Consider the following 21,802-nt stretch of genomic DNA (forward strand, 5'->3'; position numbering starts at 1 on the left):
CTTATTCGGCCGCGAGCCGCGCCGCGCGCCTGGCTTCGGACGCCGCGAGCGGAAAGACCTTCGCCGGGTTGAGCAGCCAGGCGGGATCGAAGACGTCCTTCACGGCCATCTGCGCCTCGAGGTCTGCGGGCGCGAACTGATGCGCCATGAGGTCGCGCTTCTCGACGCCGACGCCGTGCTCGCCTGTCAGGCAGCCTCCCGCCGCGACGCAGAGTTTCAGGATCTCGGCCCCCAGCGCCTCGGCGGTCTCCAGGTCGCCGGGGGTGTTGGCGTCGAAGAGGATGAGCGGGTGCATGTTGCCGTCGCCCGCGTGGAAGACGTTGGCGACGCGGAGCCCGAAGTCAGCCGAAAGCGCGCCGATGCGGCCGAGCACCCGCGGAAGCTCGGACACCGGGATCGTGCCGTCGAGGCAGATGTAGTCGCCCAGCTGCCCCATCGCGCCGAAGGCGGATTTGCGGCCCTTCCAGATGCGCGCGGCCTCGTCCTCGTCGGCGGCCTCGCGCAGTTCGACGGGGTCGTGCTTGCCCGCGATCTGCTTGATGAGGCCGAGCTGGTGGTCGATCTCGGCCTCCGCGCCCTCGACCTCGACGATCAGCAGCGCCTCGCAGTCGGGATAGCCCGCCTGCGCAAAGGCCTCCGTGGCCTCGATGCAGGGACGGTCCATGAACTCGATCGCCACGGGCAGCACGCCCGCCCGGATGATGTCGCTGACGCAGGCGCCCGCCACCTCGGAGGAGGAAAATCCCATCAGCACGGGGCGCGCGCCTTCGGGCTTCGGCAGGATGCGCAGCGTGGCCTCGGTCACGACACCGAGCTGCCCCTCGGAGCCGCAGATCAGTCCAAGAAGGTCGAATCCGCCCGCGTCCAGATGCGCGCCGCCCAGCTCGATCACCGTGCCGTCCATCAGCACCACGGTCGCGCCGAGAAGGTTGTTCGTCGTCACGCCGTACTTCAGGCAGTGCGCGCCGCCCGAGTTCATCGCGATGTTGCCCGCGATCGCGCAGGCGAGCTGGCTCGAGGGGTCGGGCGCGTAGAAGAAGCCGTCTTCCTCCACCGCGCCGGTGACCGACAGGTTGGTGCGCCCGGTCTGCACCCGGATGAACCGGTCTTCGTAGCTCGTCTCGAGCACCTCGGTCATCCGAGAGACGCCGAGGAGCACGCAGTCTGCGGTGGGCAGCGCGCCACCTGCGAGGCTGGTGCCCGAGCCGCGCGGCACGACAGGCACGCCCAAACGGTGGCAGAGGGCGAGCACGCGGCTGACCTCCTCGGTCGAGCCGGGCAGCACCACCGCCATCGGCGGGCAGCGATAGGCGGTCAGCGCGTCGCACTCATAGGCCCGGGTCTCCGCCGCGTCGTGGATCACCGCCCGCTCGGGCAGGATCTCCTTCAAGCGTGTGACGAGCTCGTCCTTGCGTGCGAGGATCGCCGGATCGGGGGCTGGCATGTCCATGCGGGGCTCCTCCTTGCCCCGAATGAGTAGTCTGCGCTCCCCGGCCTGGCAAGCATACATGGGGCGCGGGGCGCGAGGCCGGTCGTGGTAGACGGCGCGGTCAGGGAGGACGTGCCGATGCGCTGACCGATCCTGTCCGCCGCGCTCGTGGCGACCGCCCCGCTGGGCGCGGATCCGGCCCGCGTCGTCGACGCCGCCGCGGAACGGGAGGGCCACGGCTGGCGCTTCTCGGTGACGCCGCGGCATTGCGACACGGGCTGGGACGATCATGCCGACGGCTGGCGCGTACCGGCGCCCTCGGGCGAGGTGCCGGGAACGCGCGAACTGCTGCATCCGCATGTGACCGAGCAGCCCTTCACCCGCTCGCTTGCCGGCGTCGTGGTGCCGGAGGGCGTCACCGACGTGCGACTCGAATCTTCGACGACCAGAACCGGCTGGAGCGGTGAGACGCGGACGCTGCGGCTGGCCGGGGAGTGATCCTGCGCCGGGGGTGCTCGTCGGCCCTTGCGGGCGCTCCTCGCTCGAAACGGCCCGCCGGGGCAGCGAGGACGCCCGTCAGGGCGGAGAAGCGGCGCCCTATCGGCGCCCCTCGCGCAGCCAGGCGCCGAGGATCAGGGCCGAGGCCGCCAGCAGCACCGCCCAGGCAGGAAGCAGCGGGGTCTGGCGCACGCTCAGGGTCTCGTAGGCCTCGCGCGGCGTGATACCGATCCAGCCGCGTCCCGCCGCTGGGCGGCCCTCGCGCACGCTGCGGACGGTGGGCAGGCCCTCCTCGAGGCGCAGGATCCCGCCGCGCAGCGCCTCGATGGCGGGTTCGAGCGCCGCGGCGCTGGCGATGGTCTGGACGAACTCGCGCGGCGCCGCGGGGCCCAGGCCGATCACGGCCTCCTGCTCGCCCTGCTCGAGCCGGTAGAGGCCGATCTCCGGCCCGTCGTAGAGCGCCTCGAAGCGGCCCGGCGCGACCTCTTCCATCGGCAGGGTGGCCTCCTCGCCGGAGGGGGTGGTGACCGTCACCGCGCCCACCTCTTCGGACAGCGTCCGCCGGATGATCCGCATCCGCTGCCCCGTGGCCTCGGCGGTCAGCGCCTCTTCCTCCAGTTCGGGTTCCTTCATCATCCAGTGCGCGAGGCGGCGCAGCAGCTCCAGCTGCGGGCCGCCGCCCTCGTAGCCGCGGTTCCAGAGCCAGGCGTGATCCGAGGCCATGAGCGCGATGCGCCCGTCTTCCACCCGGTCGAGCACCAGCAGCGGGCGGTCGTCTGTCCCCTGCATCACGACGTCGCCGCGCTCCGGCGTCACCTCGATCTGGCGCATCCAGCGGCCCCAGTCGCCCGCGTCGGGCAGGCCGGCCGTCACCGGGTGGCGCTGGCCCAGATCGGTGACTTCGGGGCGGTAGGGCGCGTCCACCACGCGCGCCGTTGGCGCGGCCGGAATCACCGTCGAGAGCGGCGAGCGATAGAGGCTGTCGGCGCTGGCGAAATCGGGGCCGGCCGCGACCAGCACGGCGCCGCCGCCGCGCACATAGTTCGCAACATTGTCGAGGTAGATCGACGGCAGGATGCCGCGCCGCTTGTAGCGGTCGAAGATGATCAGGTCGAAATCGTCCACCTTCTCGAGGAAGAGCTCCCGCGTCGGGAAGGCGATGAGCGACAGCTCGGACACCGGCACGCCGTCCTGCTTCTCTGGCGGGCGCAGGATGGTGAAATGCACGAGGTCCACCGAGCTGTCGGATTTCAGCAGGTTGCGCCAGGTCCGCGTGCCGGCGTGTGGCTCGCCAGAGACCAGCAGCACGCGCAGCCGGTCGCGCACGCCGTTGATCTGCACCAGCGCCGCGTTGTTGCGGTCGGTCAGCTCGCCCTCGGCCTCGGGCACCGAGAAGCGGATCACGTTGCGCCCGGCATGCGGCAGGGTGATCGGCAGGCGCACGTCGCGGCCGATGTCGATCTCGAAGCGCTCGGGCTCGGCACCGTCCACGGAGATCTCGAGCGGTGCGGTGCGCGCGTCCTCGGGCGCCGCGCCCTCGTCCTCGATCCGGATCGTCAGCTCGATTTCCTCGTCCAGAATCGCGAAGGCGGGCGCGTTCCTGACGATGAGCCGGCGGTCCCAGTCGCTCTCCTTGCCCGTCAGAAGCAGATGCATCGGCGCAGGCAGTTCGGGCAGGCGTTCGAGATCGTGCAGCCGGCCGTCGGACATCAGGATCACGCCGGCGACGCGGGCCCTCGGTTCGCGCGCCAGCGCCTCCGAGACGGCGGTCATCAGCAACGTGCCCTCGTCGCCCTCGGCGTCCGGCACGGTGATCCGGCGCACCTCGGTGTTGGGGCGCGACGCGATCTCCTGCGCCAGCGCCTCGGCGGCCTCGGCCGTCGTCCCGGCCCGCTCCGCGAGGCGTTGCGAGGCTGTCCGGTCCTCCACCAGCAGCACAATGTCCGAGAGCGGTGCGCGGTCCTCCTGCTGCCAGCTGGGCTGCGCGAGCGCTGCGAGGATCACCAGCCCGGCGAGCCCGCGCAGCGCCCAGCCCGAAAGCCCCCGCCACGCGGCGAGCGCGACGGCGGCCAGCACGACGCCGCCGCCTGCGGCGAGCAGCCATAGCGGCACGAGCGGGTCGAAGAGGATGCTTCCGGTCATTGGCCGAGCCTGTCGAGCAGCGCGGGCACATGCACCTGGTCCGACTTGTAGTTGCCGGTCAGCACGTGCATCACGAGATTGACGCCGAAGCGGTAGGCCAGCTCGCGCTGACGCTCGCCGGTATAGCCGCGGCCGACGGGATAGAGCGGGTTGCCACGCTCATCCATGGCCCAGGCGGCGGCCCAGTCGTTGCCGCCGATCACCACCGGCGTCACGTTGTCGTTGAGGTTGCGGAAGGGCATCCCCTCGATCCGCTCGGCATCCGGCGGTGCGGCCTCGACCCAGACGTCGCGGCTGGCATGGCGGCCGGGGAAATCCTGCAGCAGGTAGAAGGTGCGGGTCAGCACATGGTCCTCCGGCACGGGTTCGAGCGGGGGGATGTCGAGCGGGCGGGCGAGCTCCTGCAGCTTGCGCCCATTGGGCGACGAGGCGCCGTAGCGCGCCACGTCCGCATCGCGCGTGTCGAACAGGATCATGCCGCCCGAGCGCAGGTATTCGTTCAGCTTCGCGTAGGCCTCGGCCGAGGGCGTCGGCTGATCCGGCGTCACCGGCCAGTAGAGCAGGGGGAAGAAAGCCAGTTCGTCGGTCTCGAGGTCCACCGCGAAGGGCTCCGACGGTTCGACCGAGGTGCGGAAGAACAGCGTCTCGGACAGGCCGCGCAGGCCGGCATGGGCCATTTCGTCGAGCTCGGCGTCGCCGGTCACCACATGGGCGAGCGCCACTTCCTGCGTCGCGGCCAGCGCGAAGGCGTCCTCGCTCTGCTGCGCCGCGCCGGCATGGGGCATGGCCATGAGCGCCGCGAGAAGGACGGCCGCTGTCGCCCCCGCGCCGCCGCGCAACCGCCCGGAGAGCGCGAGCGAGGCGATCACGTCCGCCAGCAGCAGCGCCAGCGCGGCGAGAAGGAACGCGCCGGCGAGCGGCGTCTCCTGCGGGCGTTCCAGCCCCTCGACGGCGACGCGTTCCGGCCAGATGGCCGGCGCGAGGTCGGTCTCGGCGGTCACCACGTTGCGGGCGAGGGTGCGCTCTTCGCCCTCGTAGAGGCCGGGGCGCAGATCGGGGCCGAGAGGATCGGAGACCAGCTCCGGCCCCGGCACGCCGGGCAGTGTGCCTGCGTCACGCAGCTGCCCGAATCCGTCGAGCAGCTGCAGCGGCTGCCAGACGGTGCCTTCCAGATCCTTCGGCTCGGGCTGGGCGACGGCCGAAGAGACCGCCAGCCGCTCGAGCATCTGGACGAAGAGGCCCGAGAGCGGCAGGGACGACCACTCGGCATTGGCGGAGACGTGCACGAGCACGACCTGCCCCTGTCCGAGTTCCTTGCGGGTCACCAGCGGCGTGCCGTCGGTGAGCTCGGCGATGACGCGCTCGGACAGTCCCGGATCGGGTTGCGCCATCACCTGTGCCGAGACGGTCACGTCCTCGGGCACCTCCAGCCCGAAGAACGGACTGTCCTCGGCGAAGGGAGCGAGTTGCTTGGGCTCGCCCCAGCTCATGGCGCCGCCCACGGTTCGTCCGCCGGCGCGCAGCCGGACGGGCATGAGCACGTCCTCCTCGGCGCGGCTCAGTTCGCTGGCCGCCAGCCGCGGGCCGGCGAAGCGCAACAGCAGCCCGCCGGACTCGACCCATTCGACGAGGCCTTGCTTCTCCGCCGGCGAGAGCGTCGCCACATCGGCCAGCACGATCACGTCCGGGTTGGCGGGCAGGATATCGGTCAGGGCGCCGTCGAGCAGTTCCGCGGTCGGCTCCAGCGCGTTTTCCAGGTAGTGCAGCGGCGAGAGCAGCTCGAGGCCTTCGCGGTCCTCGCGGCCGGCGATCAGCGCCACCTCGCGGCGGCGCAGCGAGTCGTCGGGAAGCGCCACCGCGCCCGCGCTGCGCGTGCCCTCGATCTCGAAGCGGGTAAGGCGGGCGCGCAACTCGGCCGGCAGGGAGAGCGACGTTTGCGCGGTCGTGCCGCCGGCGGCGAAGTCAGCCGTCGCGCGTGCCAGGATGCGCGGCGCGCCCGCCGGGTCGAGGCCGTGCACGGCGATGGCGATTTCGCGCGGCGCGCCACCTGCGCTGCGCCGCGCGGTCAGCGCGATCGCCCCGTCCTCGAACACCGGCGGCTCGAGCGCGAGAACCGCGCCCGGCGACTGCATCACGCGGACACGGCCGCGCGACTCCAGCGCCTCGAGGAGGGTCGCGCGGCTCTCGCGCGCCAGCCCGTCCGACAGCCAGAGTGTATCGAAGGCCTGATCGCCGAGTTCGGCGAGGAAGGCCTCGACATCCCCGGCGTCCGGCGTCCAGGGCTGCGGCGCGAGCTCCGATAGCCGCCCGCGCCACGCGTCCGCCGCCTGAAAGACGGGCGCCTCCGGCGTCGTCAGCCGTGCGAGCGCCACCGTGCGGCCGTCGCGTCCGGCCTCGGCGAGCACGCCTTCCAGCGCCTCTTCCTTCGCGCGCCATTCGGATGCGCCGCCCCAGGATCCGTCCGACAGGATCAGCAGCGGCCCGCGCCCGGCCTGCGTCTCGTCCTCCGGGTTCAGAACCGGACCGGCGAGGCCGATGATGACCGCCGCGACCGCCAGCATCCGCAGCAGGAGAAGCCACCAGGGCGTGCGGTCGCTCACCTGCTCGTCGTCGCGCAGGCCAAGCAGCAGCGCGACGCCGGGAAAGCGCCGCCGCAACGGCGCAGGCGGGATCGCGCGCAGCAGAAGCCACAGGATCGGCAGCGCGGCGAGCGCCGCCAGAAGCCAGGGCGCGGTGAAGCCGATCGTGCCGAAGAGCGTCATTCGAGCCCCCCGTCCATCGCCTGCCAGAGCCACAGCAGCGCGGATTGCGCCGAGTCGCTCGTGTGGTGGCTATGATAGCGCCATCCGGTGGTTTCACAGAGTGCGGCCAATCGCGCCTTTCGCTCGGCGAGCCGCTGAAGGTAGCGGTCGCGCAGGTCGTCCGCCTTCAGCGTCTCGTGGCTCAGGCTGCGGCCCACGCTTTCGAAGATCGTTCGGCCGCGAAAGGGAAAGGCTTCTTCCGCAGGGTCGAGAACCTGCAGCATCACGCCGCGCACGCCGCGATCCGCGGCCTTGGCCAGCGCGGACTCCACCGGCTCGGGGTCGCCCAGGAAATCCGAGATGAAGAGCGCGCGGGACTGCGGCAGCATCGCGCGGGCCTCGGGGTGGCCGTAATCCTCGATGGCGTCGCGCGAGAAGGCCTCCGCCAGCCGCAGGAGCTGCACCTCGCCCCGCCGCGGCGGCAGACTTCCGCCGGTCAGGCCCACGCGCTCGCCGCCCCGCACCAGCAGGATGGCCACCGAGAGCGCCAGCAGGCGCGCCCGGTCCGCCTTTTCCGGCAGGTCGCTGGAGGAGGAGAAGCGCATCGAGGCGGCCTGATCCACCCACATCAGCACAGACTGGGCGATCTGCCATTCGCGCTCGCGCACGAATTGCGCATCCGAGCGCGCAGAGCGGCGCCAGTCCACCATGCGCGCGGTGTCGCCGGCCATCATCGGGCGGTATTGCCAGAAATCGTCGCCCATGCCCGCGCGCCGCCGTCCGTGGCTGCCCAGCAGCACGGTGCCGGCCAGATGATCGGCGCGGGCCAAGAGCGGCGGGAGCGTGCCCGCCTCGGCCTCGGCGCGGGCGCGAAGGGCGAGGGGTTCGCTCACGCGGCGGCCTCGGGCCGGGACATGCCCTCACAGGTTTCGTCGATGATAGCGCCGAGGTTCTCGCCCCGCGCCCGAGCGGAGAAGCGCAGCGCCATGCGGTGGCTGAGCACCGGCCTGGCCATGGCGAAGACATCCTCGACCGACGGCGCGAGCCGGCCCTGCAGAAGCGCGCGTGCGCGCACCGTGAGCATCAGCGCTTGCGCCGCGCGGGGGCCGGGGCCCCAGGCCACGCTCTCGCGGATGCGGTCGCTCGCGGTCTCGTCGTCGGGACGAAAGGCGCGCACGAGATCGAGAATCACTTCCACCACGCTCTCGCCCACCGGCATCCGGCGCAGAAGCTTCTGCGCGGCGATCAGGTCAGCGGCGCTGAACACCTGATGCGCCTCCTCCTCCGCGGAGCCGGTGGTGGCCAGCAGGATGGCGCGCTCGGTGTCGCGGTCGGGGTATTCGACGTCGATCTGCACGAGGAAACGGTCGAGCTGCGCCTCGGGCAGGGGATAGGTGCCTTCCTGCTCGATCGGGTTCTGCGTTGCGAGCACATGGAAAGGCGCGTCGAGCTTCCGGTCCTCCCCGGCGACGGTGACCTGCTTCTCCTGCATCGCCTGCAGAAGCGCCGACTGCGTGCGCGGGCTCGCGCGGTTGATCTCGTCGGCCATCAGCAGCTGGCAGAAGATCGGGCCGGGGATGAACTTGAAGGCGCGGCTGCCGTCGGCGCCGGTCTCCAGCACCTCGGAGCCGAGGATGTCGGCCGGCATCAGGTCTGGCGTGAACTGGATGCGGTTGCCGTCGAGGCCCATGACCGTCGACAGCGTCTCGACGAGGCGTGTCTTGCCCAGGCCGGGCAGGCCGATCAGCAGGGCGTGGCCGCCGCAGAGCAGCGCCGAGAGGGTGAGGTCCACCACCTTCTCCTGCCCGATGAAGCGGCGGGTGATCGAGCCGCGCGCCTGCGCGAGCTTGTCCTCGAGCGCCTCGATCTCCGCGACCAGATCGGCATCCTCGGCCATGACAGGCCCTCCCTTCGTCATATATCGACTCCAACAGTTATCGCGTGACGGAAGGAAGGCAAAAAGCATGAGCGCACAAATTCCCGTGACCCCGTCCGCCGAGAGCATCGCAGAGGCCGCCCGCGCCGCCAAAAAGGGCAAGGGCCTGCCGCCCGTCCACAAGTGGAATCCGCCGTTCTGCGGGGATCTCGACATGCGAATCGCCCGGGACGGGACGTGGTTCTACCTTGGCACGCCGATCGGCCGCTTCGAGCTGGTGAAGCTGTTCTCCTCAATCCTCCGGAAGGACGGCGACGACTATTTCCTCGTCACCCCGGTCGAGAAGGTGGGAATCACCGTGGACGACGCGCCCTTCGTCGCCGTGGACTTCGAGGCCGAGGGCGAGGGCCGCGATCAGGTGCTCACCTTCGTCACCCACGTCGGCGATCACGCCGTCGCCGGCCCCGAGCATCCGATTCGGGTGGTGCGCGATCCCGAGACGGGCGAGCCCTCGCCCTACGTTCTCGTGCGCGACCGGCTCGAGGCGCTGATCGACCGCAAGAGTTTCTACCGTCTCGTCGAGCGCGGCGCGCGCGAAGAGGTGGACGGCGAACTCTGGTTCGGGCTCTGGTCGTCGGGCGAGTTCTTCCCGGTGATTCCCGCGGCCGAACTGCCGGAAGGCTGAAGACACCGGCAAGGCCGGCCGGCAGCAGGCGGACCGCGACGGAGGCGACGACATGGCGAAGGATCAGGCTGTCATCGTTGGCGTGGGACAGGGGCTCTCGGCCGCGCTCGCGCGCTTGCTGGCGGCGGAGGGCTACGCGCTCACGCTGGCTGCGCGGGATGCGGAAAAGCTTGCGGGGCTCGCCGAAGAGACGGGCGCGCGCACCGTGGCGATGGATGCGACGGACGCCGGGGCGATGGCCGCGCTCTTCGACGGGCTGCCGGCTGCGCCCCGCGTGGCGATCTACAACCCATCCGCCCGAGTGCGTGGACCAATCGCGGAGCTCGCGCCGGACGAGGTGCGCCGCGCGCTCGAGGTCACGGCCTTCGGAGCCTTCCTCATGGGGCAGGCGGCGGCGCGGGCGATGCAGGCGGCCGAGCCTGTCGGCGGCGTGCGGGGCACGATCCTTTTCACGGGTGCGTCGGCGGGGGTGAAGGGCTTTCCCAACTCCGCGCCCTTCGCCATGGGCAAGTTCGCCGAGCGCGGCCTCGCGCAGTCGATGGCCCGCGAACTGCATCCCAGGGGCATCCACGTGGCCTGGGTCAACATCGACGGCGCGATCCGCAACCCGGGCCGCACCGAACCGGAGGACGCCCCCGACTCGATGCTCGCTCCCGAGGCGATCGCGCGCGCCTATCTCGGTCTGATCCGGCAGGATCGTTCGGCCTGGTCGGACGAGCTCACGCTGCGGCCCTGGGTCGAACGCTTCTGAACGTCGCTGCCTTGCACAGGGCGGGACGCGGCCTTTCCTTGGGCCGCGCGGGGTCGGGCCTATGTGTGACCTCCTGACAGCGACGACACACGGAAGGAGCCATGATTCCCGCACGCTACGCCCATATCCTCTTCGCGTTCCTCGTCTCGGGCATCATGTCCAGCCTCGTCTCGGGGATGACGACGCTGCGCACCCTGGGCCTTGCCGAGGGCGTGCTCGGCGCCTGGGCGAGCGCGTGGCTCTCGGCCTGGGCGCTGGCCTTTCCGCTGGTGCTCGTCGTGGTGCCGCCGGTCCGGCGGCTCGTGCAGGCGCTGACCGAGCGACCGGCGTAAGCCGGCCGGCGCCCGATCAGACCCGGTGCCCGATCGCGCGATCGTCCGGGCAGGCCGTCTCCGGCGTCTCGATCTGGAGCGTGCTGTGTGCAAGGCCGAAGCGGGCCTCGAGCATGTCGCGCAGCGCGAGTCGCACCTCCTGCGCGGGGCGGTCCCCGTCGAGAACGACATGCGCCTCCAGAGCACCCTCGTGCTCCTGCATGCGCCAGATATGCAGGTGATGCACGTCGCGCACGCCCTGCTGCGCGCGCATGGCGTCCAGCACCTCGCGCGGGTCGATACCTTCGGGGCTGGCCAGCATAAGGATCCGCACGACGGGTTTGAGCCCGGCCGCCGACTGCCAAAGGATGTAGCCGGCAATGGCGAGCGTCGCCGCGGCGTCCAGCCAATACCACCCGTAGAGCAGGATCAGGCTGCCCGAAACGATCACGCCCACCGAGGCCATCGCGTCGGACAGGTTGTGCAGAAAGGCCGCGCGGATGTTCACGCTGGATTTCGCCATCGCCCAGGTGAGCAGGACCGTCGCCACGTCCACGACAAGCGCCACGCCCGCCACGATCACCACGATCCAGCCCGCGACCGGCTCCGGCGCGGCGAGCCGCATGACCCCCTCCGCCAGGAGCCAGACCGAGATCACGATGAGCGTGGTGTAGTTGATCAGCGCGGCCACCACCTCGGCGCGGCCGTAGCCGAAGGTCATCGCGGCGTCCGCCGGCCGCCGCCCGATACGCCGCGCCGCGAGCGCGATGCCCAGCGAGAGCGCGTCCGAAAGATTGTGGATCGCGTCCGCGATGAGCGCGAGCGAGCCGGCGATCACGCCCGCCACGATCTGCGCGAGGGTGAGACCCAGGTTCGCCGCCACCGCGAGCGCGACGCGCGCGTCACCCGCGGCGGGGTCGATGTGATGATGGTGATGATGGCCATGCCCGCTCATGCCCCGGCCCTAGCAGCGCCGTGCGCGCCGATCCAGCGACGACGCGCGAAAGGGCGGAGGAGCGGCGCTCATCGGCCCTCGCGGGCCTCTTCGCTCACGGCGTGCGCACCAGATAGACCGAGCAGGAGGCGTGCGCGGCGACGTGGCTGGCCGTGGTGCCAAGCAGATAGTCCTGGATCCGGGGATTCGCCGCCTCCATCACGATCAGGTCCACCTTTTCTTCATCCGCCAGCCTGACGATCTGCCGGTGCACCGCGCCCTTGCGGACCACGAGCCGCGGGTCCACGGGCCCCGGAGGGTGCTCGGCGACGAACTTCCTGAGCTCGCCGCTCCAGTAGGCCTCGGAGTCGCGGATGTTGAGGTTGCGCTCCATCTCGGGCGCGATCGTCGCCACGATCAGCTCGGCACCGCGGCGCACCGCCATCTCGCAGGCCTCTTCGTAGGCGTTCTGCTCCAGCTTCACGTGGCGCAGGTTGACGGGGCAGAGGATCTTTCTGGTCTCGCGTGGCATCGCGTGCCTTTCGAATCGGGGGGGTGTTGCGTGTGAGCAGTGCGCTCCCGGCCGGCACGAGGCCTGCCCGAAAACGCCGTCTCGTTGGCCTGCGGCGTCATCTCAGCTCTCCGCGCAGTTGCCGCAGGACGCGCCGGCGTCGTCGGCCATGCCGCAGCTGCCGCGCCATGAGCCGATGCGGGGCGAAGCTGAGCCTGCCATCCTCGGCACGTCGGGCGCTGTAGCTGCGGCATGCGGCGACGATCTTGCTCGCGCGGCCCGAGGCGGCCGCGGCGGTCAGGGTCATTCCGGTCACGCGCGCCATCACGTCCTCGAGCCCGCTGCGCTTCTCGACGCGGTGCAACACCTCCGAAAAGCTGCCGATATCCACGAAATCGCCGCTTGCCAGCGGCCCCTGGTTGGTGCGCTCGATCGGCCGGGCCACGTCGCCGAAGTCGAGTTCGTCGCGCTCGGTGACCTGCGCGCTCTGCCGCGCGCCGTCGTCGAGCGTCACTTCGGCGAGCACATCGATAAGATAGATCGGTTCGGAGCTCATGTTGCTGACGATGCAGCGCGCCTGCTCGTCCGAGGATGCGCCCGTGCTGATGAGGATGACCGGCGTGCGCTGGCGCAGGTAGCTCATCAGGAAAACCTGCAGATAGGCCACCCACACGGCCACCGTCAGCAGGCTCACGGCCAGTCGCAGAACATCGGAATTGCCGGCGATCCAGCCGAGCATGGGCCTCTCCCGCCTTCGTCGCAGGGAAGGCAACGCGGAAGAGGCCCGGGGGTTTCCGCCCGCCTCGGGTGCCTCAGTGCGCCGCGGCCCAGTTCGCGCCCTGTCCTGCGTCCACGACAAGCGGCACGTCGAGCTTCACCACCGGCTCGGCAGCGCCCTCCATGACCTCGCGCGCCGTCGAAATCAGTGCGTCCTCCGCGCCTTGCTCCACCTCGAAGAGCAGCTCGTCGTGCACCTGAAGCAACATCTCGGCGGGCAGCCCTTCGATCGCAGCGGGCATGCGGACCATGGCGCGGCGGATGATGTCGGCGGCCGTGCCCTGGATCGGCGCGTTGATCGCCGCGCGCCGCGCGAAGCCCGCGCGCGGGCCGCGCGCATTGATCTCGGGCGTATGGATCACCCGGCCGAAGAGCGTCTCGACTCGGCCGTGCTCCCTGGCGAAGGCCACGGTGTCGTCCATGTAGTCGCGAATGCCGGGGAAGCGCTCGAAGTAGCGGTCGATGAAGCCCTGCGCCTCGCCGCGCGGGATGCGCAGGTTGCGCGCGAGCCCGAAGCCCGAGATGCCGTAGATCACGCCGAAGTTGATCGCCTTGGCGCGGCGGCGGATCTCGGGCGTCATCTCGTCGAGGGGGACGTCGAACATCTCGGAGGCGGTCATCGCATGGATGTCCTGGCCCTCGCGGAAGGCGGTCCTGAGCTGTTCGATTCCGGCGATATGGGCGAGGATGCGGAGCTCGATCTGGCTGTAGTCGAGGCTGACGAGCACCTTGCCCTCCTCCGCGACGAAGGCCTCGCGGATGCGCCGCCCCTCCTCGGTGCGGATGGGGATGTTCTGCAGGTTGGGGTCGGTCGAGGCCAGCCGCCCCGTCGCCGCGCCCGACTGGACGTAGGAGGTGTGCACGCGCCCCGTTTCCGGGTTGATGTGCTCCTGCAGGGCGTCGGTATAGGTGCTCTTGAGCTTGGAGACCGCGCGCCAGTCGAGCACCTTGCGCGGCAGCTCGTGCTCCGTCGCCAGATCCTCCAGCACGTCGGCCGGCGTGGCATAGGCGCCGGTCTTGCCATGCTTGCCGCCCGGCAGGCTCATCTTGTCGAAGAGGATCTCGCCCAGCTGCTTGGGGCTGCCCACGTTGAACCTTTCTCCGGCAAGCTCGTGAATCTCGGCCTCGAGCGCCGCCATCTTCTGCGAGAAGGCGCCCGACATGCGCGAGAGCGTGTCGCGGTCCACCCGGACGCCCGCCATCTCCATCCGCGCGAGCACCGGCGCGAGCGGGCGCTCCATCCGCTCGTAGACCCGCGTGACATGGGCCGCGTGCAGCTGCGGCTTGAAGTGCTGCCAGAGCCGCAGCGTCACATCGGCGTCCTCGCCGGCGTAGGGCGTGGCCTTGTCGATCGGCACCCGGTCGAAGGTGATCTGGCTCTTGCCCGAGCCGATCAGCTCCTTGATCGGGATGCAGCCATGGCCGAGGTAGCGCTCGGAAAGCGTGTCCATGCCGTGCCCGTGCAGGCCGGAATACATTGCGTAGGACATGAGCAGCGTGTCGTCGAAGGGCGCCATCCGGATGCCGAGCCGGGCGAGCACCTTGGCGTCGTATTTCACGTTCTGCCCGATCTTGAGCACCGCGTCGTCCTCGAGGAGATCGCGCAGCGCCGCCAGCGCCTCTTCCATCGGGATCTGCCCCTCCGCCAGCGCCTCGCCTCCGAAGAGATCGTCCGCCCCGTCGGCCTTGTGCGCCAGTGGCACATAGGCCGCTTCGCCGGGCGCAAGCGCCAGCGAGACGCCGACGAGCTCGCAGCGCATCTCGTCGAGCCCCGTCGTCTCGGTGTCGAAGGCAACCCAGCCCTGCGCGCGGGCGCGCGCGATCCAGTCCGCGAGCGTGCCCATGTCGCGGATGCAGATGTAGGCCTGCGGCTCGAAGGGCGCCGGCGCGGGCGTCTCGGGATCGTCGCCGCCCGCCTCCTCCTGCGGGGCGACGTCCGGCACCACCGGCGGCTCGACGCCCAGCGCCTCGGCGATGCGGCGGGTGAGCGTGCGGAACTCCATCTCCGTGAGAAAGCCCAGCAGTGCGTCGGGATCGGGCTCCCGGAGCTCGAGGTCGTCCGGCCCGAAGTCGAGCGTCACGTTGTCGTCAAGCTGCACCAGCGACTTGGAAAGACGGATCTGCTCGGCGTGGTCGATGAGCGTCTGCCGCCGCTTGGGCTGCTTGATCTCCTCCGCACGCGCCAGAAGCGTCTCGATGTCGCCGAACTCGTTCACGAGAAGCGCCGCGGTCTTGACCCCGATCCCCGGCGCGCCGGGCACGTTGTCGACGCTGTCGCCGGCGAGCGCCTGCACGTCCACTACGCGCGCAGGATCGACGCCGAACTTCTCGCGCACGCCGTCCACGTCGATGCGGCGGTTCTTCATCGCGTCGAACATTTCGACGCCGCCGCCGACGAGCTGCATCAGGTCCTTGTCCGAACTGACGATCGTCACGCGCCCGCCCGCCTCGCGCGCCTGGCGCGCGAGCGTCGCGATGATGTCGTCGGCCTCGAAGCCCTCGAGCTCGATGCAGGGGATGTTGAAGGCCTCGACCGCGCGGCGGGTGAGCGGGATCTGCGGGCGCAGTTCCTCGGGCATCTCTTCGCGGTTGGCCTTGTAGGCCTCGTAGAGGTCGTTGCGGAAGGTGTGGCTGCCCTTGTCGAAGATCACCGCGAGATGCGTCGCCGCGTCCGGCCCCTCGTTCGCGGCGATGTAGCGCTGCAGCATGTTGCAAAAGCCCGCCACCGCGCCCACCGGCGCCCCGTCCGAGCGCCGCGTGAGCGGCGGCAGCGCGTGATAGGCGCGGAAGATGAAGGCCGAGCCGTCGATGAGATGCAGATGGTGGCCCTTGCCGAAACTCATGCGCTTATCCCTCCGCAGGCGTGCACCCCGCCTTTTGCCACGGGCGCGGTCGGGGGGCCAGTGGGGGCTGCGACGGCGGGGCCGAAGAAGGGGGCGCTGCCCCCTCGGCCCGTTCCGGGCCTCACCCCCGGGATATTTGTCTCCAAGAAGAAGAGCGCGGTGTCTTGCGCGTGTCTTCTTCGTGGTCGTGATGTCGGAAGGCGCACGGGCGGCAGCCCCCGGGACCGGGGCGATCGCCCGGTGGATGGGCGGCGTCGGAGGCGCGCGCCGATCGGAACGCAGCAGGCGCTTGCGCGGCCGCCGCGCAGGTTGCGATGATGAGGCACCGCAACGAGGAGAGCCGGCCATGTCCCCAGCCGATCTTGCCACCCTGGTCGCCCAGGGCGCCGGTCGCCAGCCGGCGGACCTCGTGCTGCGGGGCGGGCGTGTGCTCGATCTCGTCACCGGCGATCTGCTGGAGGGCGACGTGGCGATCTGCGGCGACACGATCGTGGGCACCTGCGACGCCTACGAGGGGCGCGAGGTCGCGGATGTCGCGGGCCTGATCCTGGTGCCGGGTTTCATCGACACGCATCTGCATGTCGAAAGCTCTATGGTGACGCCCTTCGAATTCGACCGTTGCGTGGCGCCGCGCGGCGTCACGACGGCGATCTGCGATCCGCACGAGATCGCCAATGTCGCGGGGCTGGCGGGCATCCGATATTTCCTGGAAGCGGCGGAGCGCGTGGTGATGGACCTGCGGGTGAACCTGTCGTCCTGCGTGCCCTCGACCGCGATGGAGACCTCCGGCGCGCGGTTGGAGGCCGCGGAGCTGGCGCCGCTCATGGATCATCCGAAGGTGATCGGGCTCGCGGAGATGATGAACTACCCGGGCGTGGTGCACGGCGATCACGGTGTGCTGGCGAAGCTCGAGCTCTTCCGCGGGCGGCACATCGACGGTCACGCGCCGCTGCTTTCGGGGCGCGAGCTCAACGCCTATATCGCCGCCGGCATCCGCACCGAGCACGAGGCGACGCGCGCCGAGGAGGCGCTGGAAAAGCTGCGCAAGGGCATGCGCGTGCTGATCCGCGAAGGCTCGGTCTCGAAGGACCTGGAGGCGCTGCTGCCGCTTCTGACCGAGCGGCACGCGCCCTACCTCGCCTTGTGCACCGACGACCGCAATCCGCTGGACATCGCGGAGGAGGGGCACCTCGATCACATGATCCGCACGGCCATCGCGGGCGGCGCGCCGCCGCTCGCCGTCTATCGCGCCGCTTCGCTCTCCGCCGCCGAGGCTTTCGGGCTGAAGGACCGGGGCCAGATCGCGCCGGGCCGGCGGGCGGATATCGTGGCGCTGGAGTCGCTGGAAGACTGCCGCGCGGCGCGGGTGTGGTGCGGGGGCGTGGAGGCGGCCGAGGCGGCCTTCGAGGCGCGCGAGACGGTGGCGCCGGTGGCGCGGGGCAGCGTGAAGGCGCCGCGCGTGACGGCGGAAAGCTTCCGCTGCGCCGGCAACCGGGCCGAGACGCCGGTGATCGGCATCCTGCCCGGCAAGATCATCACCGCGCATCTGACCGAGGACATCGCGCCCGACGACGGCGACAAGCGGCCCGACCCGGCGCGTGACCTGGCCCGCATAGCGGTGGTCGAGCGGCACGGGGTGAACGGCAATGTCGCCACGGGCTTCGTGCGCGGCTTCGGCATCGCGCGGGGGGCGATCGCCGCGACCGTGGCGCACGACCATCACAACATCGTCTGCGTGGGCGCGGATTATGCCGACATGGCGGTGGCGGTGAACCGGCTGTCGGAGATCGAGGGCGGCTTCGTCGTGGCCGACGGCGGGCGCGTGGCCGCCGAACTGCCGCTCGAGATGGCGGGGCTGATGTCGCTGTCGCCCTTCGAGGAGGTGCATGCGCGGCTCGTCGAGCTGCGCGCGGCGGCCAAGGCGCTGGGCGTGACGCTGGCGGAGCCCTTCCTGCAGCTGGCCTTCGTGGCCTTGCCGGTGATCCCGCACCTGAAGATCACCGATCACGGCATGGTGGACGTGGACCGTTTCGAGGTGATCAGCGCAGGGTGATCGTGGTCTCGATCCGTTCGAGCTCGGTCCCGTCGCGGGTGAGGGTGACGGTTCCGCGATAGTCGCCCGCCGGCCAGCCATCGGGCGGGCGGCGGGTGCCGGCGGCGCGGAAGAGCTGCGCGCGGTCGCGTTCGATCAGCGCGGAATGGTCGATGACCTCGCCCTGCGGACCTTCGATACCGAGCGCGATCACGTCGCCCGTCCGCGCGCCGAACGCGAGGGCGAAGACCACCAGGGCGGGCGCGTCCAACGGCAGGGAGTCGCGTGCCGCTTCGCCGGCCTTGATCGCCGCGTATTCCGGGATCGCCGGGGCGAAGCCCGCCGAGAGCAGGCCGCCGGGCCGATAGGCCGGCGCGGCGAGCCAGAGGCCGTCGTCGGGCGCCGCGCCGCAGGCCGGATCGCCCTGCGGGTCGAAGGGATCGACCGTCTCGCCGTTGCGGCGCACGATCAGCTCGACGTGGGGAAACTCGGTGCGCCCGCTCAGCCCCACGAGGCCGAGCTGATCGCCGCGCTCCACACGGTCGCCCGCCGCGACCGTGACGGACCCTCGGGCGAGGTGGCAGTACTGCGTCTCCCATCCGTCGTCGTGGCGGATGGCCACGCCGTTGCCGCAGCCACGGCCCTCGAGCGCCTCGGCCATTTCCGGCGTGAAGAGACGATCCGCCATGCCGTCGCGCACGCCGCGCACCGTGCCCGGCGCCGACGCCCTGACGGGGATTTCCGCCTCGAGGTCGGCGAGCGTGGGCAGGGCGAAGTCGGTCCCGGTGTGGCCGTCGTAGCTCAGCGTGCCGCAGGTGTAATCCTCGGCTTCCGGCCCGGGATCGTGATCGACATATTGCTGGATGTAGCAGCCCATGTCGGGCGGGCAGTCGATGGGAAGGGACAACTGCAAGTCTCCCGCGGCCGGGACGGCCACGGGAGCGAGGGCGAGCGCGAGCGCTCGCCAGACCATCAGTCGGCGGTCAGAAGCGGCGGCTTCTTCGACGACAGCCGCGGCTTCGGCGTGCTCTCGATCTGCAGATCGAGCTCGCCGTTCTTGACCGCGACACGGACGACGCCGCCCTTCGCCAGCTTGCCGAAGAGCAGCTCTTCGGCGAGTGGCTTCTTGATGTTCTCCTGGATCACGCGGCCCAGCGGGCGGGCGCCCATCTTGTCGTCGTAGCCCTTGTCGGCCAGCCACTCGGCCGCCGCCTTGGTGAGCTCGATGGTCACGTTGCGGTCCATCAGCTGTGCTTCGAGCTGGAGGACGAATTTCTCGACCACCTGCAGAATCACCTCCTTGGGCAGCGCGCCGAAGCTGATAACCGCGTCGAGGCGGTTGCGGAACTCAGGCGTGAAGGTCCGCTCGATCGCGGCGGTATCCTCGCCCTGGCGGCGCTCGCGGCCGAAGCCGACGGCAGCCTGCGCCTGTTCGACGGCGCCGGCGTTGGAGGTCATGATCAGCACCACGTTGCGGAAGTCCACCTGACGGCCGTTGTGGTCGGTCAGAGTGCCGTGGTCCATCACCTGCAGCAGGATGTTGAAGACGTCCGGGTGCGCCTTCTCGATCTCGTCGAGCAGGAGCACGCAGTGCGGGTGCTGGTCCACGCCGTCGGTCAGCAGGCCGCCCTGGTCGAAGCCGACGTAGCCCGGAGGCGCGCCGATCAGGCGGCTGACTGCGTGCTTCTCCATGTATTCCGACATGTCGAAGCGGAGCAGTTCCACCCCCAGCGTGTCGGCGAGCTGCTTGGCGACCTCGGTCTTGCCGACCCCGGTGGGCCCGGCGAAGAGGTAGTTGCCGATCGGCTTGTCGGGCTCGCGCAGGCCGGCGCGCGCCAGCTTGATGGAGCTCGCCAGCGCCTCGATCGCCGTGTCCTGGCCGAAGACCACGCGCTTGAGCGTGCCTTCCAGATCCTTGAGCACCTCGGCGTCGTCCTTGGAGACGTTCTTGGGCGGGATGCGGGCGATCTTGGCGACCACGGCCTCGATCTCCTTCTGGCCGATGGTCTTGCGCCGCTTCGATTCGGCCACGAGGTGCTGCGCCGCACCCGCCTCGTCGATCACGTCGATCGCCTTGTCTGGCAGCTTGCGGTCGGTGATGTAGCGCGCGCTGAGTTCCACGGCCGACTTGATCGCGTCGGCGGTGTATTTCACCGCGTGGTGCTCCTCGAAATAGGGCTTGAGGCCCTTGAGGATCTTCACCGTGTCGTCGACCGTGGGCTCGGTCACGTCGATCTTCTGGAAGCGGCGGCTGAGCGCGCGATCCTTCTCGAAGTGCTGGCGGAACTCCTTGTAGGTGGTGGAGCCCATGGTGCGCAGCCGGCCGCCCTGAAGCGCGGGCTTCAGCAGGTTGGAGGCGTCCATCGCGCCGCCCGAGGTGGCGCCCGCGCCGATCACGGTGTGGATCTCGTCGATGAAGAGCACCGCGTCGGGATGCTCCTCAAGCTCCTGCACGACGGCCTTCAGCCGCTCCTCGAAATCGCCGCGGTAGCGCGTGCCGGCGAGCAGCGCGCCCATGTCGAGCGCGTAGATCGTGGTGTTGCGCAGGACTTCGGGAGTCTCGCCCTTGACGATCTTGCGCGCGAGGCCCTCGGCGATGGCGGTCTTGCCGACGCCCGGGTCGCCCACCAGCAGCGGGTTGTTCTTGCGCCGGCGGCAGAGCACCTGGATGCAGCGCTCGACCTCCGTGTCGCGGCCGATCAGCGGGTCCACGTCGCCCGAGCGCGCCTTGGCGTTGAGATCCACGCAGTACTTGCCCAGCGCCGATTCCTTCTGCTCGCCGGGCTCCGCGGCGGCCTGCGCCTCTTCCTCCTGCTCGGTCGCGCCGGTGACGGGACGGCTTTCGCCGAAGGCCGGGTTCTTGGCCACGCCATGGGCGATGAAGTTCACCGCGTCGTAGCGGGTCATGTCCTGCTCCTGCAGGAAGAAGGCCGCGTTCGATTCACGCTCGGCGAAGATCGCGACCAGCACGTTGGCGCCGGTCACCTCGGTGCGCCCCGAGCTCTGGACGTGGATCGCAGCGCGCTGGATCACCCGCTGAAACGCGGTGGTCGGCACGGCCTCGGAGCCTTCGATGTCGGTGACGAGGTTGGACAGCTCCTCGTCGATGAAGTCCACGAGGGTTCCGCGCAGCTCCTCGGTGTCCACGTTGCAGGCCTTGAGCACCTTGGCCGCCTCGGGCTCGTCTACGAGCGCGAGCAGCAGGTGCTCGAGCGTGGCGAATTCGTGCGACCGCGAGTTCGCCAGCGCCAGCGCGGAGTGAATGGCCTGTTCCAGCGTTGTCGAGAAAGACGGCACGGGATGTGCTCCTCTGGTCTTTGGTCGGAGGGGCCGGAGCCCCGACCGACCGTGGGCTCTCAGTGTTAAAGTTTGGTCGAAGACGGCAGGTCTTCAAGCACTTTCTTGGGCGGGTGGGTCACATTGGCCTGAGCAGATGCGCGCCCGCCGCGCGATGGCTCAGAAATTGTCCTTGCGCGCCCGGACGGCGGCGAAGACCTCGGCCGGGGAGGCGTCCGGCAGGCCGACGGCCTTTCGGATTTCGGGGCTGTCCGGGCGAAGGAAGGGATTTGTCTCCAGTTCCAGCGCCAGCTCCGACGGGACTGTCGGCCGACCCTCAGCACGCGCTCTCTCGCTCTCCTCGATACGTGAGATAAGGCTTGCATTCCCCGGTTCAACGGAGCGGGCGAACTTTCCGTTCGCGAGCGTGTACTCGTGCCCCGAATAGATCAGCGTGTCCGAGGGCAGCGCGGCGAGCTTGGACAGGCTCTCCCACATCTGCGGCATGGTGCCCTCGAACACGCGCCCGCAGCCGAAGGCCATCAGGCTGTCGGCGGTGAAGGCCGCGCGGCTGTCGGGGAAGTGGAACGCTATGTGGCCGAGGGTGTGGCCCGGCACCTCGATCACGGTGCCGCGCTCGGCGCCGATCTCGACCGTGTCGCCCTCGCGCACCTCGACGTCGAGCGGCGGCAGGCGGTGCGCGTCGGCCGCCGCGCCCACGACGCGGGGCGAGAAGCGCTCGGAGAGCGCGCCGAGCCCCTGGACGTGGTCGGCATGGTGATGCGTGAGCAGCACGATGTCCGCGCGCCAGCCGCGGCCCTCGAGCGCCGCCAGGATCGGCGCGGCCTCGGGCACGTCGACGACCGCCGTCGTGCCCGTTTCCGCATCATGCGCGAGATAGGCGTAGTTGTCGGACAGGCAGGGCACGGTGACGATCTCCAGGGGCATGGCGTTTCGGTCCTCCGTTGCTATTCTCGCGCCAGCTTGGCCGATATC

The 21,802-nt window shown here is 70.3% G+C and carries 17 protein-coding genes; 5 read left to right on the top strand and 12 right to left on the bottom strand.

Going from position 1 to position 21,802, the window contains the following annotated elements; all coding sequences use genetic code 11:
• Window position 1 precedes the first annotated feature (1 nt).
• Window positions 2–1,450, bottom strand: a complete 1,449-nt coding sequence (locus DRV85_RS08110) for an FAD-linked oxidase C-terminal domain-containing protein (protein ID WP_113288940.1) — start codon at window positions 1,448–1,450, stop codon at window positions 2–4.
• 147 nt (window positions 1,451–1,597) lie between these two features.
• Between DRV85_RS08110 and DRV85_RS08115 the strand changes: the two genes are divergently transcribed.
• The gene (locus tag DRV85_RS08115) at window positions 1,598–1,927 is read left to right on the top strand and encodes a hypothetical protein (RefSeq protein ID WP_233495437.1); all 330 of its coding nucleotides are present in this window, start codon (window positions 1,598–1,600) and stop codon (window positions 1,925–1,927) included.
• 99 nt (window positions 1,928–2,026) lie between these two features.
• On the opposite strand, the gene DRV85_RS08120 is transcribed toward DRV85_RS08115, so the two are convergent.
• From DRV85_RS08120 to DRV85_RS08135, 4 genes are read right to left on the bottom strand one after another with little or no spacing between them, the layout of a single operon-like run.
• Window positions 2,027–4,069: a hypothetical protein gene (locus DRV85_RS08120; protein WP_113288942.1), complete on the bottom strand. Its 2,043-nt coding sequence runs from the start codon at window positions 4,067–4,069 to the stop codon at window positions 2,027–2,029.
• Window positions 4,066–6,831 (bottom strand): DUF4159 domain-containing protein, encoded by a 2,766-nt coding sequence (locus tag DRV85_RS08125; RefSeq protein ID WP_113288943.1) that lies wholly within the window; start codon window positions 6,829–6,831, stop codon window positions 4,066–4,068. The genes DRV85_RS08120 and DRV85_RS08125 overlap by 4 nt, the downstream gene beginning before the upstream one ends.
• Entirely contained in the window at window positions 6,828–7,703 is an 876-nt protein-coding gene (locus tag DRV85_RS08130; protein WP_113288944.1) for a DUF58 domain-containing protein, read from the bottom strand. The genes DRV85_RS08125 and DRV85_RS08130 overlap by 4 nt, the downstream gene beginning before the upstream one ends.
• Window positions 7,700–8,707 (bottom strand): AAA family ATPase, encoded by a 1,008-nt coding sequence (locus tag DRV85_RS08135; protein WP_113288945.1) that lies wholly within the window; start codon window positions 8,705–8,707, stop codon window positions 7,700–7,702. Before DRV85_RS08135 ends, DRV85_RS08130 begins: the two co-directional genes overlap by 4 nt.
• Before the next feature lie 67 nt (window positions 8,708–8,774).
• On the opposite strand from DRV85_RS08135, the gene DRV85_RS08140 reads away from it, so the two are divergent.
• The 3 genes from DRV85_RS08140 to DRV85_RS08150 all read left to right on the top strand — a co-directional run bounded on the left by DRV85_RS08140 (window position 8,775) and on the right by DRV85_RS08150 (window position 10,454).
• Window positions 8,775–9,371, top strand: a complete 597-nt coding sequence (locus tag DRV85_RS08140; RefSeq protein WP_113288946.1) for a DUF1285 domain-containing protein — start codon at window positions 8,775–8,777, stop codon at window positions 9,369–9,371.
• Window positions 9,372–9,423: 52 nt separating this feature from the next.
• Window positions 9,424–10,122: an SDR family NAD(P)-dependent oxidoreductase gene (locus tag DRV85_RS08145; protein ID WP_113288947.1), complete on the top strand. Its 699-nt coding sequence runs from the start codon at window positions 9,424–9,426 to the stop codon at window positions 10,120–10,122.
• A 101-nt stretch (window positions 10,123–10,223) separates the two neighbouring features.
• The gene (locus DRV85_RS08150) at window positions 10,224–10,454 is read left to right on the top strand and encodes a DUF2798 domain-containing protein (RefSeq protein ID WP_113288948.1); all 231 of its coding nucleotides are present in this window, start codon (window positions 10,224–10,226) and stop codon (window positions 10,452–10,454) included.
• A 16-nt stretch (window positions 10,455–10,470) separates the two neighbouring features.
• On the opposite strand, the gene DRV85_RS08155 is transcribed toward DRV85_RS08150, so the two are convergent.
• From DRV85_RS08155 to polA, 4 genes are all read right to left on the bottom strand, one after another.
• Window positions 10,471–11,388, bottom strand: coding sequence for a cation diffusion facilitator family transporter (locus DRV85_RS08155; RefSeq protein WP_113288949.1), 918 nt, complete (start codon window positions 11,386–11,388; stop codon window positions 10,471–10,473).
• A gap of 94 nt (window positions 11,389–11,482) precedes the next feature.
• On the bottom strand, window positions 11,483–11,899 hold the full coding sequence (locus tag DRV85_RS08160) for a universal stress protein (protein ID WP_113288950.1): 417 nt from the start codon (window positions 11,897–11,899) through the stop codon (window positions 11,483–11,485).
• A 97-nt stretch (window positions 11,900–11,996) separates the two neighbouring features.
• Window positions 11,997–12,617: a hypothetical protein gene (locus DRV85_RS08165; protein ID WP_113288951.1), complete on the bottom strand. Its 621-nt coding sequence runs from the start codon at window positions 12,615–12,617 to the stop codon at window positions 11,997–11,999.
• Window positions 12,618–12,690: 73 nt separating this feature from the next.
• Complete coding sequence (polA, locus tag DRV85_RS08170; protein WP_113288952.1) at window positions 12,691–15,498, bottom strand: DNA polymerase I; 2,808 nt, start codon at window positions 15,496–15,498, stop codon at window positions 12,691–12,693.
• Between the two features lie 346 nt (window positions 15,499–15,844).
• Between polA and ade the strand changes: the two genes are divergently transcribed.
• Window positions 15,845–17,551, top strand: a complete 1,707-nt coding sequence (gene ade / locus DRV85_RS08175) for an adenine deaminase (protein WP_113288953.1) — start codon at window positions 15,845–15,847, stop codon at window positions 17,549–17,551.
• Here the strand turns inward: ade and DRV85_RS08180 are convergent.
• From DRV85_RS08180 to gloB, 3 genes are all read right to left on the bottom strand, one after another.
• Window positions 17,538–18,437 carry a M23 family metallopeptidase gene (locus DRV85_RS08180; RefSeq protein WP_233495438.1) on the bottom strand — a complete coding sequence of 300 codons (900 nt, stop codon included), beginning with the start codon at window positions 18,435–18,437 and terminating at the stop codon, window positions 17,538–17,540. The two genes, ade and DRV85_RS08180, sit on opposite strands and share 14 nt — an antisense overlap.
• 65 nt (window positions 18,438–18,502) lie before the next feature.
• Window positions 18,503–20,827: an ATP-dependent Clp protease ATP-binding subunit ClpA gene (gene clpA / locus DRV85_RS08185; protein ID WP_113288955.1), complete on the bottom strand. Its 2,325-nt coding sequence runs from the start codon at window positions 20,825–20,827 to the stop codon at window positions 18,503–18,505.
• Between the two features lie 159 nt (window positions 20,828–20,986).
• Entirely contained in the window at window positions 20,987–21,754 is a 768-nt protein-coding gene (gene gloB, locus DRV85_RS08190; protein WP_113288956.1) for a hydroxyacylglutathione hydrolase, read from the bottom strand.
• Window positions 21,755–21,802 lie beyond the last annotated feature (48 nt).

This window comes from Rhodosalinus halophilus (assembly GCF_003298775.1).
Classification (GTDB): domain Bacteria; phylum Pseudomonadota; class Alphaproteobacteria; order Rhodobacterales; family Rhodobacteraceae; genus Rhodosalinus; species Rhodosalinus halophilus.